General features: G+C 40.1%; 15 protein-coding genes. 5 read left to right on the top strand and 10 right to left on the bottom strand.

Annotated features, from left to right (window positions below):
- Positions 1 to 41 precede the first annotated feature (41 nt).
- Positions 42 to 320, bottom strand: coding sequence for an AbrB/MazE/SpoVT family DNA-binding domain-containing protein (locus ABG082_RS06985; protein ID WP_008345129.1), 279 nt, complete (start codon positions 318 to 320; stop codon positions 42 to 44).
- Positions 321 to 596: 276 nt separating this feature from the next.
- Here ABG082_RS06985 and mreBH point away from each other — a divergent pair, with 276 nt between their 5' ends.
- The 3 genes from mreBH (at position 597) to ABG082_RS06970 (ending at position 3147) form a co-directional block, all read left to right on the top strand.
- Positions 597 to 1604 carry a rod-share determining protein MreBH gene (mreBH, locus tag ABG082_RS06980; RefSeq protein WP_017359401.1) on the top strand — a complete coding sequence of 336 codons (1008 nt, stop codon included), beginning with the start codon at positions 597 to 599 and terminating at the stop codon, positions 1602 to 1604.
- A 74-nt stretch (positions 1605 to 1678) separates the two neighbouring features.
- Positions 1679 to 1810: a protein YkpC gene (locus tag ABG082_RS06975; protein WP_003210922.1), complete on the top strand. Its 132-nt coding sequence runs from the start codon at positions 1679 to 1681 to the stop codon at positions 1808 to 1810.
- A gap of 104 nt (positions 1811 to 1914) precedes the next feature.
- On the top strand, positions 1915 to 3147 hold the full coding sequence (locus tag ABG082_RS06970) for an aminopeptidase (RefSeq protein ID WP_282833586.1): 1233 nt from the start codon (positions 1915 to 1917) through the stop codon (positions 3145 to 3147).
- Positions 3148 to 3187: 40 nt separating this feature from the next.
- Here ABG082_RS06970 and ABG082_RS06965 read toward each other — a convergent pair whose 3' ends face one another.
- Positions 3188 to 4807 (bottom strand): ATP-binding cassette domain-containing protein, encoded by a 1620-nt coding sequence (locus ABG082_RS06965; RefSeq protein WP_348936710.1) that lies wholly within the window; start codon positions 4805 to 4807, stop codon positions 3188 to 3190.
- A gap of 144 nt (positions 4808 to 4951) precedes the next feature.
- Here ABG082_RS06965 and ABG082_RS06960 point away from each other — a divergent pair, with 144 nt between their 5' ends.
- Positions 4952 to 5227 (top strand): hypothetical protein, encoded by a 276-nt coding sequence (locus tag ABG082_RS06960; RefSeq protein ID WP_348936709.1) that lies wholly within the window; start codon positions 4952 to 4954, stop codon positions 5225 to 5227.
- Positions 5228 to 5290: 63 nt separating this feature from the next.
- Here ABG082_RS06960 and lepB read toward each other — a convergent pair whose 3' ends face one another.
- The 8 genes from lepB to ABG082_RS06920 form a co-directional block, all read right to left on the bottom strand.
- Positions 5291 to 5863, bottom strand: coding sequence for a signal peptidase I (gene lepB, locus ABG082_RS06955; protein WP_034647709.1), 573 nt, complete (start codon positions 5861 to 5863; stop codon positions 5291 to 5293).
- A 210-nt stretch (positions 5864 to 6073) separates the two neighbouring features.
- Positions 6074 to 7966, bottom strand: a complete 1893-nt coding sequence (locus ABG082_RS06950; RefSeq protein ID WP_008345139.1) for a PTS fructose transporter subunit IIABC — start codon at positions 7964 to 7966, stop codon at positions 6074 to 6076.
- A gap of 13 nt (positions 7967 to 7979) precedes the next feature.
- Complete coding sequence (gene pfkB, locus ABG082_RS06945; RefSeq protein ID WP_348936708.1) at positions 7980 to 8891, bottom strand: 1-phosphofructokinase; 912 nt, start codon at positions 8889 to 8891, stop codon at positions 7980 to 7982.
- Positions 8888 to 9643, bottom strand: a complete 756-nt coding sequence (locus ABG082_RS06940) for a DeoR/GlpR family DNA-binding transcription regulator (RefSeq protein WP_008345143.1) — start codon at positions 9641 to 9643, stop codon at positions 8888 to 8890. The genes pfkB and ABG082_RS06940 overlap by 4 nt, the downstream gene beginning before the upstream one ends.
- Before the next feature lie 335 nt (positions 9644 to 9978).
- Positions 9979 to 11172 (bottom strand): ABC transporter permease, encoded by a 1194-nt coding sequence (locus ABG082_RS06935; RefSeq protein WP_041092427.1) that lies wholly within the window; start codon positions 11170 to 11172, stop codon positions 9979 to 9981.
- A complete protein-coding gene (locus tag ABG082_RS06930) occupies positions 11159 to 11860 on the bottom strand; it encodes an ABC transporter ATP-binding protein (RefSeq protein WP_017367165.1) in 702 nt (233 codons plus the stop codon). The genes ABG082_RS06935 and ABG082_RS06930 overlap by 14 nt, the downstream gene beginning before the upstream one ends.
- Entirely contained in the window at positions 11857 to 12963 is a 1107-nt protein-coding gene (locus ABG082_RS06925) for an efflux RND transporter periplasmic adaptor subunit (RefSeq protein WP_348936707.1), read from the bottom strand. Before ABG082_RS06925 ends, ABG082_RS06930 begins: the two co-directional genes overlap by 4 nt.
- A gap of 9 nt (positions 12964 to 12972) precedes the next feature.
- Positions 12973 to 13593 (bottom strand): YIP1 family protein, encoded by a 621-nt coding sequence (locus tag ABG082_RS06920; protein ID WP_348936706.1) that lies wholly within the window; start codon positions 13591 to 13593, stop codon positions 12973 to 12975.
- A gap of 518 nt (positions 13594 to 14111) precedes the next feature.
- Between ABG082_RS06920 and ABG082_RS06915 the strand changes: the two genes are divergently transcribed.
- Positions 14112 to 14489 (top strand): hypothetical protein, encoded by a 378-nt coding sequence (locus tag ABG082_RS06915; RefSeq protein WP_008345156.1) that lies wholly within the window; start codon positions 14112 to 14114, stop codon positions 14487 to 14489.
- Positions 14490 to 14498: the final 9 nt, after the last annotated feature.

Here is a 14498-nt window from a genome sequence, read left to right as displayed (position 1 = left end):
GCCTGCTCTCAGCACAATGGGAGAGAACAGGCTATTTTTATTTACTGCTGAAGGGCTTCTTGAAGCTCTTTTAGCAGCAGTTCTGCGCCTTCAGCGCTTAATGTAATTTGACCATTTCCATACTCGTGGTTCTCAGAAGTAATCTCGCCAGTCATCAGGCAGACGCCCTCTGGCTGATATTTTTTCAAGACGATTTTCTCTCCATCTATAAAAAATTCCATACTGTCTTTAATAGCGATATCAAGTGCTCTTCTCAATTCGATTGGCATCACAATACGCCCTAGTTCATCTACTTTTCTTACAACTCCGATAGATTTCAATTTCGTTCCCTCTTTCTTTCATTAGCTCAAGATCAATCTGTTTTTCACCAATTGATATATCGTAGACGTAAGAGATTCTTAAAAGGTTTCTCCTGCATAAAAATTTTTTTCAAAATCGAAAAACCAAAGGGAAAATTTATTGTGAATGTCAAAATGAGACTTGAATTTTACAGATTCATTTCAAGGTGATCACAAACCCCCACAAATGACCTCAACCCTCTGAACTTTTAAATGTAAAATTGTTTAAAACAGCAAAAATAGAGATTGGGTGAAAACATGTTTCAAAATGCCGAAATTGGAATTGATTTAGGAACAGCTAACATATTGGTTTACAGTAAAAATAAAGGAATTATTCTCAATGAACCATCCGTTGTGGCAGTAGATACGGAAACAAAAACTGTCCTTGCAGTGGGGTCAGAAGCAAAAGAGATGATTGGGAAAACACCTGGAAAAATTGTAGCGATCCGTCCGATGAAAGATGGTGTCATCGCTGATTATGATATGACAACCGATTTACTCAAACAAATTATGAAAAAAGCAGGAAAAAATATTGGGTTTACCTTTAGAAAGCCGACTGTGGTTGTTTGTACACCATCAGGTTCAACAGCTGTCGAACGCCGCGCGATCAGCGATGCTGTCAAAAATTGCGGGGCCAAGCATGTGCATTTAATTGAAGAACCCGTCGCAGCTGCGATCGGTGCTGATCTCCCGGTGGACGAGCCTGTTGCCAACGTCGTTGTAGATATTGGCGGAGGAACGACAGAGGTAGCGATCATTTCATTTGGCGGGGTTGTCTCTTGCCACTCGATCCGAATTGGCGGAGATCAACTGGATGAAGATATCATTACTTTTGTGAGAAAGAAATACAATTTACTGATCGGTGAACGGACAGCTGAGCAGGTAAAAATGGAAATTGGTTATGGACTCATTGAACACGAACCTGAGTCATTAGAAGTACGTGGACGCGACCTTGTCACAGGTCTTCCAAAAACAATTACACTTGAATCAACAGAAATTCAAGGTGCTATGCGAGAATCACTTCTTCATATTTTAGAGGCGATTCGGGCTACATTAGAAGACAGCCCTCCAGAACTGAGTGGTGATATCGTAGACCGCGGCGTCATTCTAACTGGCGGTGGTGCACTATTAAACGGCATTCAAGAATGGCTCTCTCAAGAAATTGTCGTCCCAGTTCATATCGCAGCAAATCCACTTGAATCTGTCGCAATTGGAACGGGTCGTTCATTAGAAGTAATCGACAAATTGCAAAAAACATTAAAATAATCTTCATGTTCTACTTCTTTTTTCATCATTTCGATCATATCGTGATGAATGGATAAACGTGAAGGAGGAAGAACATGTTGCTTGATTTAGGTAAACGGGTCGTTGTCACAGTCATTTTAACCGGTATTATTTTAGGAGGAATGAGCCTGTCGTTTTCACATATGCCCCCTTCTAATGCACAGCCTGTGAAACAACTGAACCGCTAAAAAGCCGCACGAAAGCGGCTTTTTTATTTTGCTTCGGGACGGCTCCCCATTTTCCTTTTCGGTCTTAAATCTGATATGATGAACATGACTAAAGGAGGGTTTTTATGAGTTCATTCGAAAAACAACTAGATCAATATGCAAAAACCATCGTTGAAGTAGGTGTAAATGTTCAAAGTGGTCAAGAAGTGGTCGTATCTGCGTTCACTGAATCTGTAGACCTTGTCCGCCTTGTGGCAAAACACGCATATGAGCGCGGAGCGAAAAACGTACATATCCGCTGGAGTGATGGTGTTCTTACCCGTTTAAAATATGAACATGCCCCACAAGATGTGTTTGAGCAATTTCCAGAATGGGAAGCACAGATGATGGAAACCATCGCAAAACGTGGCGGTGCTTTTATTACGATCTTGTCAGAAAGCCCTGATCTTCTAAGTGGCATTGACTCGAAAAAAATTGCTTCACAGCAAAAAGCTGCAGGTTCAGCACTTCATACATATCGTCAATACGTTCAATCTGACAAAGTCGCATGGACAGTCGTCGGTGCTGCATCAAAAGATTGGGCGAAAAAGATTTTCCCTAAGCATGCCGATGAAGAAGCTGTTGCATTATTATGGGACCAAATCTTTAAAGTCGCCCGCGCTGATCAGCCAGATCCTGTTGAAGCGTGGAAAAAGCATGATGAATCACTAAATGAAAAAGTAAAAGTATTAAATGAACGTCATTACCACAAGCTGCACTATGAAGCACCAGGTACAGATTTAACGATTGAACTTCCAGAGCAGCATATTTGGGTAGGTGCTGGCAGCGTGAGTGAACGCGGCGTATCATTCATGGCCAATATGCCGACAGAAGAGGTCTTTACCGTACCTAAAAAAGATGGTGTAAACGGGACTGTCTCTAGCACAAAGCCACTTAGTTATGCAGGAAACATTATCGATGAATTTACGTTAACCTTTGAAAATGGGCGCATTGTAGATGTGAAAGCAAAAGAGGGCGAAGACATTTTAACCTCTCTCGTTGAAACAGATGAAGGCTCACATTATCTAGGTGAGGTTGCCCTTGTACCAGATGATTCACCAATTTCTAACTCAAATATCCTCTATTACAATACACTTTACGATGAAAATGCATCCAATCACCTTGCCATCGGCAGCGGTTATGCATTTAATATCGAAGGCGGTAAAGAGATGAAACGAGAGGAATTAGACGCAGCGGGTGTGAACAGCAGTATTACACACGTCGATTTCATGATTGGTTCAAAGGAAATGAATATTGATGGGATCACAAAAGATGGTAAACGTGAACCGATTTTCCGTAATGGAAATTGGGCTTTTTAAAGAAAAAAGACATCCACATGTGGATGTCTTTTCTTTATGTTTATCCATACAGCTCTTGTAGTCTTTTTTGGATGTCTTGATCTGATAAGAACTCATCATAAGTTGTTTGTTTATCAACAATGCCGTTTGGCGTCACTTCGATAATCCGATTTGCAACTGTTTCAACAAACTGATGGTCATGAGATGAGAAGAGCATAGCCCCTTTAAAGCTCATTAGACCGTTATTCAGCGCTGTGATGGACTCTAGGTCTAAATGGTTCGTCGGCTCGTCTAACAGCAAAATATTCGCTCCAGACAGCATCATTTTTGATAACATACAACGAACCTTTTCTCCACCTGATAAGACGCTTGCTTTTTTCTTCACTTCTTCCCCAGAGAAAAGCATACGGCCTAAGAAACCACGCAGGAAGCTTTCACTTTGATCATTAGGAGAATATTGACGAAGCCAATCAACAAGATCTAAATCGCTTCCTTCAAAATATTCACTGTTGTCTTTAGGGAAAAAGGCTTGAGAAGTTGTCACGCCCCATTTAAACGTCCCGCTGTCTGGCTCCATTTCACCAGCAAGGATTTTAAATAAAGTAGAGACAGCAAGCTCATTACGGCTTAAGAACGCAATTTTATCCTCACGATTCATAATAAAGCTGACGTTATCCAGTACTTTTACACCGTCAATCGTTTTTGATAGACCTTCTACTTGAAGGACATCATTTCCGATTTCACGCTCTGGCGCAAAATGAACATAAGGATATTTACGAGAAGATGGTTTAATGTCATCTAGCGAAATCTTATCAAGCAATTTCTTTCTTGATGTCGCTTGCTTCGATTTAGATGCGTTCGCACTGAACCGAGCAACGAATTCTTGAAGCTGCTTAATCTGTTCTTCTTTTTTCTTGTTGGCATCCTGGCTGAGTTTTAATGCCAGCTGGCTTGATTCATACCAGAAATCATAGTTTCCGACATACACTTGAATTTTCCCAAAGTCAAGGTCTGCAATATGCGTACATACTTTGTTTAAGAAATGACGGTCATGCGATACGACGATGACGGTATTCTCAAAGTTAATGAGGAACTCTTCCAGCCACTGGATCGCTTGTAAGTCCAAATGGTTCGTTGGCTCATCGAGAAGGAGAACGTCAGGTTTGCCGAATAAAGCTTGAGCTAAAAGCACTTTTACCTTTTCAGATCCGCCAAGCTCAGACATTTTCTTCGATTGTAGGCTCTCTGGAATGCCAAGACCTTTTAATAAGATCGCAGCTTCACTTTCCGCTTCCCATCCGTTTAACTCAGCAAACTCACCTTCAAGCTCTGCTGCACGAATCCCGTCTTCATCTGAGAAATCAGGTTTCATATAAATCGCATCTTTTTCCTGCATCACATCATATAAACGTTTGTGACCCATGATGACGACTTTTAACACTTCAAACTCTTCGTATTCAAAGTGGTTCTGTTTTAAAATCGCTAAACGTTCACCAGGACTCATATGAACATCGCCCGTTTGAGCTTCAATTTCTCCAGAAAGAATCTTTAAGAACGTTGATTTACCAGCTCCATTGGCACCAATTAGTCCGTAGCAGTTGCCAGGAGTGAACTTAATATTTACTTCTTCAAATAATTTACGATCAGCAAATCGCAAACTAACATTATTCACTGCAATCATTTATTAATCCTCCATCACTCATTCATCAATATGAAGTATAACATGAATAACGATTGATAGAAACGTCTCTCGCTAAGAACAAAGGCTTTTTGTCCAATATGGTATAATAAGTGGGAATGTTTTTATTGAAGGAGTTCGGGCGATTTGAGATTACTCACACTCATGGAATACTGTTTATTGATTTTCTTTATGGGCATTTATTTATCGGCGACTGGCTTTAATGCAAGAGACTTTGGCCTTTATATTGGACTTGTCCTCATTTACACACTGGTCCACATCTTTTCAAAACGCTTTTTACAAAAGCGCGGAAAAGACAATGTGAAAATTGGATTATTCCGTTCTGTTTTGGCGATTATCGGGTCCGTTTTCGCTTCTGTTTTGGCCATTGTCATCATTGTCACGATGCTCACACCAAATTAAAAACGACCCTACATGAAGGGTCGTCCATTCAAGCACCTTTCTTACGCAATGAGAAAGGTGTATTTATTGTGTTTGTCGAATATCGCCAAATGGGAAGAAAACAAATTCTGATGTGCCGACAATCCGATCCTTTTCAATGAGTCCGAGTCCATTTCGACTGTCCATAGAATTCAGTCTGTTGTCACCCATAACAAAGTAATCGTTTTTCGGTACTTTCACTGGACCAAAATCTCCTGTTAAATGTACCTCATACTCTTTGGCATGTGCCTTGTTCTCTTTTAAATAAGGCTCATCTACTTTTTTACCATTAATGTAAAGCGTATCATCCTTCATTTCAATCGTGTCGCCTGGAAGGCCGATCAATCGTTTGACATAATGAATTTTCTGACCGTCTTTTCCATTAATAATCACGATGTCACCACGTTTGACTCCACCGAGATAGTTGATGGTTTTGTTGACAAACAGCTTTTCTCCATCATGAAGGGTTGGTTCCATTGACTCTCCTTCCACCACATACGGCTCAAAAATAAACGTACGGATGATGAGGACGAGGGCAAGTGCAATTAAAATGGCTTTGATCCATTCAAACAGAGAACTTTTCTTCTCTTTTTTGGCTTGTTTCCCATCAGATTGAATGTCATTTTCGTTTTGTTTGTTTTCTTCGTTCAAAATACTGCTTCCTCCTAAGACTTTCTGCTAAAAGACTTGAAACGCGAATTGAATAACTTTACTTTATCACATGTCATTTAAAAATTCACAAGACAACCATTCAATTAGATATTTTTTCCTAATTTGCTGATGATTAAACAAAAAGAAGCACCGCTCTTCACGATGCTTCTTTTCAAATTAAGCTTCTTGTCGGACTGGTTTTTTTAGAATTCCGAGAAGTAGCGCTGTAACAATGGCACCGATTAAGATGCTGATGATGTAAAGAACTGGATGGTTTGTTACCCAGAAAACGAATAGTCCGCCGTGCGGTGCAGGAAGCGTCACTCTAAAGAATTCTGTTAATCCACCTGCAACTGCTGCACCAATCACAGCTGAAGGAATGACGCGCAGAGGATCTGCCGCTGCAAACGGGATCGCCCCTTCAGTAATGAACGCAGCTCCCATGAAGTAACATGTAATACCTGCTTCGCGGTCACGTTTAGAGAATTTGTTTCTAAAGATCGTTGTCGCTAGGGCAATTCCTAGCGGCGGCACCATTCCGCCTGCCATAATCGCAGCATGCGGTGCATAGTTGCCAGCAGCAATCATCGCAAGACCAAATGTGTAGGCCGCTTTGTTAATCGGACCACCCATATCAATGGCCATCATACCAGCTAAAATAATCCCCATTAGTACAAGGTTTCCCGTACCCAGTGATTCAAGCCAGTGTGTTAATCCGTCCATGACCATTTTGACAGGCGTATTGACGATGTAATGCATGATAATCCCTGTAAAGAAAATACCGAACAATGGATAGAGCAGAACTGGTTTAATACCATCGAGCGACTGTGGTACAAAAGTGAATACTTTTTTGAGCAGCACCACAATGTAACCAGCAAGGAAACCAGCAATCAATCCGCCTAAGAATCCAGCACCTGCTGCAGAGGCCATGAATCCGCCAACCATACCTGGTGCGAAACCTGGACGGTCTGCAATACTCATTGCGATAAATCCAGCTAATACAGCAACGATTAAGGCAAGTGCATTATCTCCGCCAATCCCTTTTAATACAGCTGCAAATGAATTGAAAGAAGGATCTTTAGGGTCAGCTGAGTTAATTCCCCAGAAGAATGAAATCGCAACGAGGATACCGCCCCCAACAACAAACGGAAGCATGTTGCTTACACCGCTCATTAAGTGCTTATAGAATCCACTTCTTCCCTTACCTGACGATTCATTTTCATCTTTTGAAGAACTGCCGCCTGAACCTTTATAAATCGGCGCATCTTGATTGATGGCTTTTTCGATCAATTCTTGCGGACGGCGAATTCCAGCTGTCACAGGTACTTCAATGACATGTTTGCCTTTAAAGCGTTCCATTTCAACTTGTTTATCAGCTGCCACAATAATAGCTGGCGCTTCTTCAATTTCTTTTGCTGTCAGGGCATGTTTAATTCCACTAGAGCCGTTTGTCTCAACTTTAATGTCAACGCCCATTTCTTTTGCTTTTTCTTTCAAAGCATCTGCGGCCATAAATGTATGCGCGATGCCTGTTGGACAAGCTGTCACCGCTAAAATTTTAGCAGGTTTTCCCGGTGCAGCCGGTTCCTCTTTGACTTCCTCTTCTTCTTCATCGTCTTTATCATGTGTATTGATAATTTCAATGATTTCATCTTCAGTAGCCGCTTCAAGAAGCTGCTTTCGGATCTCTTCACGCATGAGAAGTGTGGATAAACGAGAAAGTGCTTCTAAATGCGTGTTGTTTGCGCCTTCAGTTGCTGCAATCATAAAGACAAGATGACTTGGCTGTCCGTCTAATGATTCATAGTCTACACCAGCTGTTGAACGGCCAAATGCAATGGCAGGTTCTTTCACACTTGCTGTTTTCGCATGAGGAATCGCAATTCCTTCTCCGATTCCCGTAGAGCTTTGTTTTTCACGATTAACAACAGCTGCTTTGTAGCCTTCTTTATCATTTAATTTACCAGCTGTATCTAATACAGTGACCAGTTCTTCAATAACGGCTTCTTTTTGCTGGCTGTCTAATTGAAGCTTAATCGTATGCTTCGTGAGTAGTTCTGTAATTTTCATGATGACTCCTCCTTTAAATGCGTGTGACTTTTACTTGTGGCAATAATGTATTGACAAGCTCTTTTGTTCCAAGTTCCTCAGAAAATGCTGTAGCACTTCCTGATGTGACGCCAAGCTTAAATGATTCTTCTATGGAAAGGCCTTTAGAAACGCCAGCTAAGAATCCTGCAACGACTGAATCCCCTGCACCAACTGAGTTGATCAGCTTGCCTTTTGGAACATTAGATTGAAAGATCCCTTCCTTACTGAATAAGAGAGCGCCGTCTCCAGCCATAGATACAATGACATGTTCAGCACCTTGTTCCAACAGCTTTTTCCCATAAGGAATGGCTTCTTCTGCAGATGAAATACTGGTTTCAAACATTTCACCTAACTCATGATGGTTTGGTTTCATTAAGAATGGTTTCAGATCTGCTGCTTTTTTTAAGGCTTCTCCAGAAATATCAAGTACTACTCTTACCCCTTGCTTCGCACATACCTCAGCAATGCGCTCATATGTGTTATGAGGCAGTGAAGAAGGAATGCTACCTGCTAATACAACGACATCGCCTTCTGTTAATGAAGTGAATTGGGATAAAAACGAATCGAACTGTGCTTCAGTAATACTTGGACCGAGCCCGTTGATTTCTGTTTCTTCGCCTGTTTTTAGTTTCACATTGATACGTGTATCTTCTGACACCTCATGAAAGGCTGTTTGTAATTGTTCGTTTTGTAAAAAGTCTTGAATATATTTGCCTGTAAAACCGCCAATGAATCCAAGTGATTTTGATTCAACACCGTGCCGTTTTAAAAGCCTTGAGACATTGATTCCTTTACCACCTGGATATTTTTTGTCATAGGTTGAACGATTTAAACCGCCGACCGCAAAATCCTCCACGTGTACGATGTAATCAACTGATGGGTTTAAAGTAACTGTATAAATCATGTTTTCACTACCTTTATAACCGTTTTTTCATGGTAATTATCGAATGAATCCTCTTTTGCGTCGTTTGTGATAATGGTGGCTTCCTGTAAACTAGCAAAGGTTGAAAACGATATTTCGCCAAACTTTGAGGCATCTGTTAAGATGTAGGTTTTTTTCGCCTGCTTCATGGCTCTTTTTTTAATGAGCGCTTCTTCTGGATCAGGTGTTGTAAACCCTGCCTCGGGATGAATGCCGTTCGTCCCAACAAAGCTTTTGTCAAAACGGTAATTTTCCATAGCTGTCAAAGCTGCGGCTCCCACCATGGCTCCTGTTCGATGTTTCACTGATCCGCCTATCAGGTAAAAAGAAATGCCTTTTCTCATGAGTGCTTCAATGTGCATGACACCATTTGTCACCACCACGATATCTTGATCTGGATCGATAAAGTCAATCATTTGCTGTGTTGTCGTACCAGCATCTAAGTAAATACAATCGCCTTGTTTTAAAAGTGATGCAGCTGCCTCTGCAATCAATGACTTTTCATGAAGGTTTTTGGCAGATTTCTCAAACACATCTGGTTCAAGACGAATACTAGATATTTTAGCAGCTCCTCCGTGAACTCTTTTAAGAAAGCCTTTTTCTTCGAGGGCTGATAAATCTCTTCTAATTGTAGATTCAGACGCATCCGTCATAATCGTTAAGTCCTGTATTTTGATGACATCGTTTTCTTCTAAATAGTCGATAATGAGTTGATGTCTTTCTGGTGTGAGCATTGAAAACACCCCCTTTTGAAAACGTATTCATTTTGCGCGCACCTTTATTGTAATCGCTTTTTTCAACATTATCAATACAAAACAATCAAATACATTCAATAACTATCAAAATCTTTCACAATGGTCATCTTACCTTTATATGTACCATTTGTAAACTGAAAAATATGTGACATTGAGAAGAAAGTCATGATATTAGCATTTCTATCATTTTTCATTTCATTCAATTGAACGAAAAAAAGCCTTTATGCGTTTTGCATAAAAGCTTCAGGTGCGGAGCAGCAGGCAATATATCTCGTTCTACCTTCTTGTCAGCACCTTGAACGTTAACTTTAGGATTATTCATATCTAAGTGATTCAATAGGATCGAGCCTCGCTGCTTTATTGGCAGGAATCAGTCCAAAAATAATACCAATGAGCATACTAAATAGGACGCCTCCACATACGATTTGCCACGATACAAGAGAAGGCCACCCTGCAAACAGTGACACAAGTGAAGCACCTCCGAAGCCAAGCGCAATTCCAAGTAACCCACCGATCAGTGTAAGGACGACAGACTCAATTAAAAACTGAACGAGTATTTGAGCCCTAGTTGCCCCAAGTGCCTTTCGAATTCCGATTTCTCTTGTTCTTTCTGTGACAGATACGAGCATAATATTCATGACACCAATGCCGCCGACAAGTAATGAGATACCAGCAATTGAGCCAATGATTGTTGTCATGACAGACGTAATCTGACCAATGCCTGCTGCAATCTCTTCCAGATTGATCATTTCGTAAGCATCGTCTGTATGGTGATTTTCATTTAAGCGTGCAGCCGCACTCTTTCCCACTTCTTTCATTTGATCAGCATGTGCGACTTGAATAGACAACTTATCATATTCTTTCACACCAAATGCAGTTGTCAGCATTGCAAAAGGGACATATATTTCATTCATATCAAATGAAAACAGCCCTTCCTGTTTTGCTAAAACTCCGATCACCTCAACCGGCTGTCCATTCATCCAAATCAACTCGCCTACTGCCTTCTCTCCATTAAACAATTCTTTTTGTATCCCTTCTGAAATAACAGCTGCCCTTCTTCCGCTCCTAAAATCGATTTCACGTAAGTCCTGTCCTTCTGCTATATGTAAAGAATGTACATTCGTGTAGCCTTCATTAATCCCATTGACCGTTGCATCTATTGTTGTATCTTGGAATCTTAATTGCATGCCTTGTGCAGTGGAGGAGGCAACCTGTTTAACCCCATTCAATGCTTGAACACTTTGAATGTCTTCTTCAGTAAATGTGGCTTCAAATAACGCATTAGGATTCGCATTTAACTCCTCATCAGAGGGTGTATAGGTCATATCAATGGTATTGTTTGGCCCTGAAATTGATTCTTTCAGCATTTGCTCTCCGCCTTGACCGATGGCAACGACTGCAATCACTGATCCAACCCCAATAATAATTCCAAGCATTGTTAAAATAGACCGCAATTTATGAGCTAAGACAGAATTCAGCGCTATTTTGATATTTTCAAAGAGTTTCATTCATTGCGTCTCCTTGTATCAATCTATCTTGAACGAGGCGTCCATCTCTTACAACGACTATCCGGTTTGTATACGCAGCTATTTCTTCTTCATGAGTAACTAGCACAACCGTTGTTCCTTCCTCATTGAGCTTTGTAAACTGTTCCATAATCGAGCCGCTCGTTTTTGAATCAAGAGCGCCTGTTGGTTCATCTGCCAAGATGAGCTTCGGCTCATTGACAATCGCACGTGCGATGGCTACTCTTTGCTTTTGACCCCCTGACAACTCGTTTGGCATATGCTTCATTCGATCTGCCAAACCAACCTTTTCAAGTGCCATTTCCGCACGTTCTTTTCTTTCCTTTTGACTGATACCAGCATAAATCATTGGAAGTTCAACATTTCGCCTCGCATTTAATCTAGGCAGTAAATAAAATTGTTGAAAAACAAAACCAATGGATCGATTTCGAATCACTGCCAGTTCTTGATCCTTTGCTGCCGACAGCTCCATACCTTGAAAATGGTACTGTCCGGAGGTCGGGTGGTCCAAACAGCCGATGATATTCATTAACGTTGATTTTCCAGAGCCGGATGGGCCCATAATGGACATATACTCGCCTTTACCAATGACAAGGTCCACATCACTTAATACATCAAATGTCTCCTCAGCGACTTCGTAGCTTTTTGTCACGTTTGAAAGCTGAATCATTCAGCATTCACTTCCATTCCGTCATACATGTCATCTGATGGCTCTGCAATGATTTGATCTTCTTTTGTTAAACCTTTCGTCACTTCAAGATCATGACCTGACGTTTCACCTAATGTCACTTTTACTTTCTTCAGTGCATTCTTTCCAACAACATAAACGTATGAACCATCTTTCTCTTTTTTCACGGCTGTTTCAGGAATTGTGAGCACTTGACGCTTGTCCGTTTCAATTTCCATGATCATTTTAAAGCCTGGTTTTGCATCCGGCTTTTTCCCTTTTATTTCAATTTCGACTGGATATTGTACCGTTTGATCACTTGCAGCTGTTTCTGCTGTTGACTGGGCAGGCACAGCGCCCACTTTTTTCACCACTCCTTGCCAGCTCTTTCCGCGAATGACATCAGACGTTACCTTTACTTTTTGTTTCTTTTTGACTTTCATAGCGTCATACTCAGTGATTAAGCCTCGTACGATCATTTTTTTCTCATTGCCAATATGGATCACCGGCTGTCTCTCTTCTAGCTTCCCTGCGCCAGCATCTTGCTCGATGGAGATGACTGTTCCTTCAATTTTGCTATGTATCGTTAAATCTTCTATTTGTGCCTTTATTTTTTCTTGGTTAAGCTCCGCTTGTTTTTGTTCTAATTCAGCAGCTTTGAGTTCGAGTTCAAGCTGATCTCGCTCGTTTTTCGAATCAGAGCCCACCTTTTTTCCCTGATTTTCATCTAATGTATTGAGTCTATTTTGTAATTGTTCAAGCTTTAGTGTACTTGATTCAGCCGCAAGTGCTTGCTGCTGTTCTTCAAGCTCCAGTTCCTTATTTTCATATGTCAGGAGCGGTGTTCCAACTTTCACCTTTTCTCCTTCTTTCACAGCGATATGATTCAGGCTTCCCTTCTCCTCTTCTGTATAAATGAATTGCTCCTCCGAGAATGAAAGTGTTCCAGGCGTCATCACCGTAGAAGTTATTTCTTTTGATGCAAGTTGGACTGTTTTAAATGATGCCGTAGAGGCAGGCTTTGATTGGTTTTTTGCAATATTAAATCCAATAAATAGACCAATCACAATAATGATAATGGATCCGATGATGATTTTCTTTCTCATAAAAACATTCTACCCCCAGCTTAATGACATGTTAATGGTGATTGTGGTTCCTACATATTGAAAAATTAAAGATAGCACATAAAAGACAGCTACAATGATCCAAGATATTTTTGGCGAAGTGCGGCCGACTTTGATCAATAAAAAGCCTGTTAAAACAAGATTCCAGATCACAAAAAGATCGATATTTGCTAACACGGCATGCCATGGACCAGACATTCGAATGAATGCGTTTAATGAGGTAACCGTGATATCTTTTGGCACATGAAAAAAAATGATCGCCAAATGAGAAATAATCGTACCAATGATCGTAATAGGCGTGATATACAGTACACCTGAAAACAGCTGATGAAATGTTGCATCACCTTTTGCTAAAAAGACGATGAACTTGTATACGGCAGTATTAATGACAATTCCAATGAGCGTGATCACATAAACGAAAGGGATTGGCAAAATTAAATCTGCCCACAATCCTTCATTCACTAGCTGAGACAAATAAGTGACAACAACTGTTAATACAAGCACACATGATAAAGGCCACCAAACGAATGGATGTTCCCACACTCTTTTTAAATGCTCTGATGGTCTAGTGCTTACTCCAATTATTGTGGGTTTTGGCGTTGTTTCTTTCATCAAAGGTCATCCTCTCCATGTGCTGTAAGTATCGAAACGTTTTTTCATACTCTTGTTGTTTCTATTTTATCAAAAGATTGCCAATAAGTGATAGATCATTTGATTTTCTTATTTTCATAGTGATAGGATTGAATCTATTATTCTATTTTCATGAACGACATCCTTCAAATGATACCTTGATCCGACCATATTCATATGAAAAAATCATGATTTTACTGACTGAAAAACATTTTATGAAGTAAACAACATGTCTTTCGGAATAAATATCCTTTTCCTTTGGATTCAGATGGTCTCAGTTAGACACAACAATTTTTTGTTAAAATATTCCTAGTAATTTCAATGAATCCCGGCTTTATAGGACTATGTTTAGCGCCTTTTATAGAACAGATGAGCCTTTAGTATCAATACTTTCATATTAAAAAAATAAAAATAAAAGGATTTTACTTGATCAAATGTTATTTTTTCATATAATGTAAAATAGAGGTAGGTTAAATGATAGTGGAAATGGAGTCAAGTGAATGTTAAGAGAAAAATTGAAAATGCAATTGATTTTACTTTATGAAAAGGAACAAGAAGCATGGCAATACTTTAGAAAGGAAAGAGAACTGATTTATCATGAGCTCAAATTACTTGATATGAAAGAGAGCAGACCTTCTAATGACAAAATATACTACGCAGCAAGGTGTGTAGATATTATTAAAGAAAAAAAGGGAAGCATCGTGAGCACAAAAGAACTAAAAGAACAGCTTCAAGCTCAAACAGATTTCAATGTGAGACGAATCAGCGAATTGTATGATCTCATTCAACAGCTCGATCCTCACATTTCTAAAGCACGCCGGGGATGTTTTATTTACGAAGATCATACCCAAGTACCTCTACAATCTTTTCACACATAAAAAAATTGG

It is taken from the genome of Bacillus sp. BS1807G30, from assembly GCF_040047675.1.
In the GTDB taxonomy this organism is placed as follows: Bacteria; Bacillota; Bacilli; order Bacillales; family Bacillaceae; genus Bacillus; species Bacillus altitudinis.
This window is presented reverse-complemented; position numbering and strand designations above follow the sequence as displayed.

Coding starts and splice junctions, on each gene's coding strand:
- mreBH (WP_017359401.1), top strand. CDS start 597: ATGTTTCAAAATGCCGAAATTGGAATTGATTTAGGAACAGCTAACATA.
- ABG082_RS06975 (WP_003210922.1), top strand. CDS start 1,679: ATGTTGCTTGATTTAGGTAAACGGGTCGTTGTCACAGTCATTTTAACC.
- ABG082_RS06970 (WP_282833586.1), top strand. CDS start 1,915: ATGAGTTCATTCGAAAAACAACTAGATCAATATGCAAAAACCATCGTT.
- ABG082_RS06965 (WP_348936710.1), bottom strand. CDS start 4,807: ATGATTGCAGTGAATAATGTTAGTTTGCGATTTGCTGATCGTAAATTA.
- ABG082_RS06950 (WP_008345139.1), bottom strand. CDS start 7,966: ATGAAAATTACAGAACTACTCACGAAGCATACGATTAAGCTTCAATTA.
- pfkB (WP_348936708.1), bottom strand. CDS start 8,891: ATGATTTATACAGTTACTTTAAACCCATCAGTTGATTACATCGTACAC.
- ABG082_RS06940 (WP_008345143.1), bottom strand. CDS start 9,643: ATGCTCACACCAGAAAGACATCAACTCATTATCGACTATTTAGAAGAA.
- ABG082_RS06935 (WP_041092427.1), bottom strand. CDS start 11,172: ATGAAACTCTTTGAAAATATCAAAATAGCGCTGAATTCTGTCTTAGCT.
- ABG082_RS06930 (WP_017367165.1), bottom strand. CDS start 11,860: ATGATTCAGCTTTCAAACGTGACAAAAAGCTACGAAGTCGCTGAGGAG.
- ABG082_RS06925 (WP_348936707.1), bottom strand. CDS start 12,963: ATGAGAAAGAAAATCATCATCGGATCCATTATCATTATTGTGATTGGT.
- ABG082_RS06920 (WP_348936706.1), bottom strand. CDS start 13,593: ATGAAAGAAACAACGCCAAAACCCACAATAATTGGAGTAAGCACTAGA.
- ABG082_RS06915 (WP_008345156.1), top strand. CDS start 14,112: ATGTTAAGAGAAAAATTGAAAATGCAATTGATTTTACTTTATGAAAAG.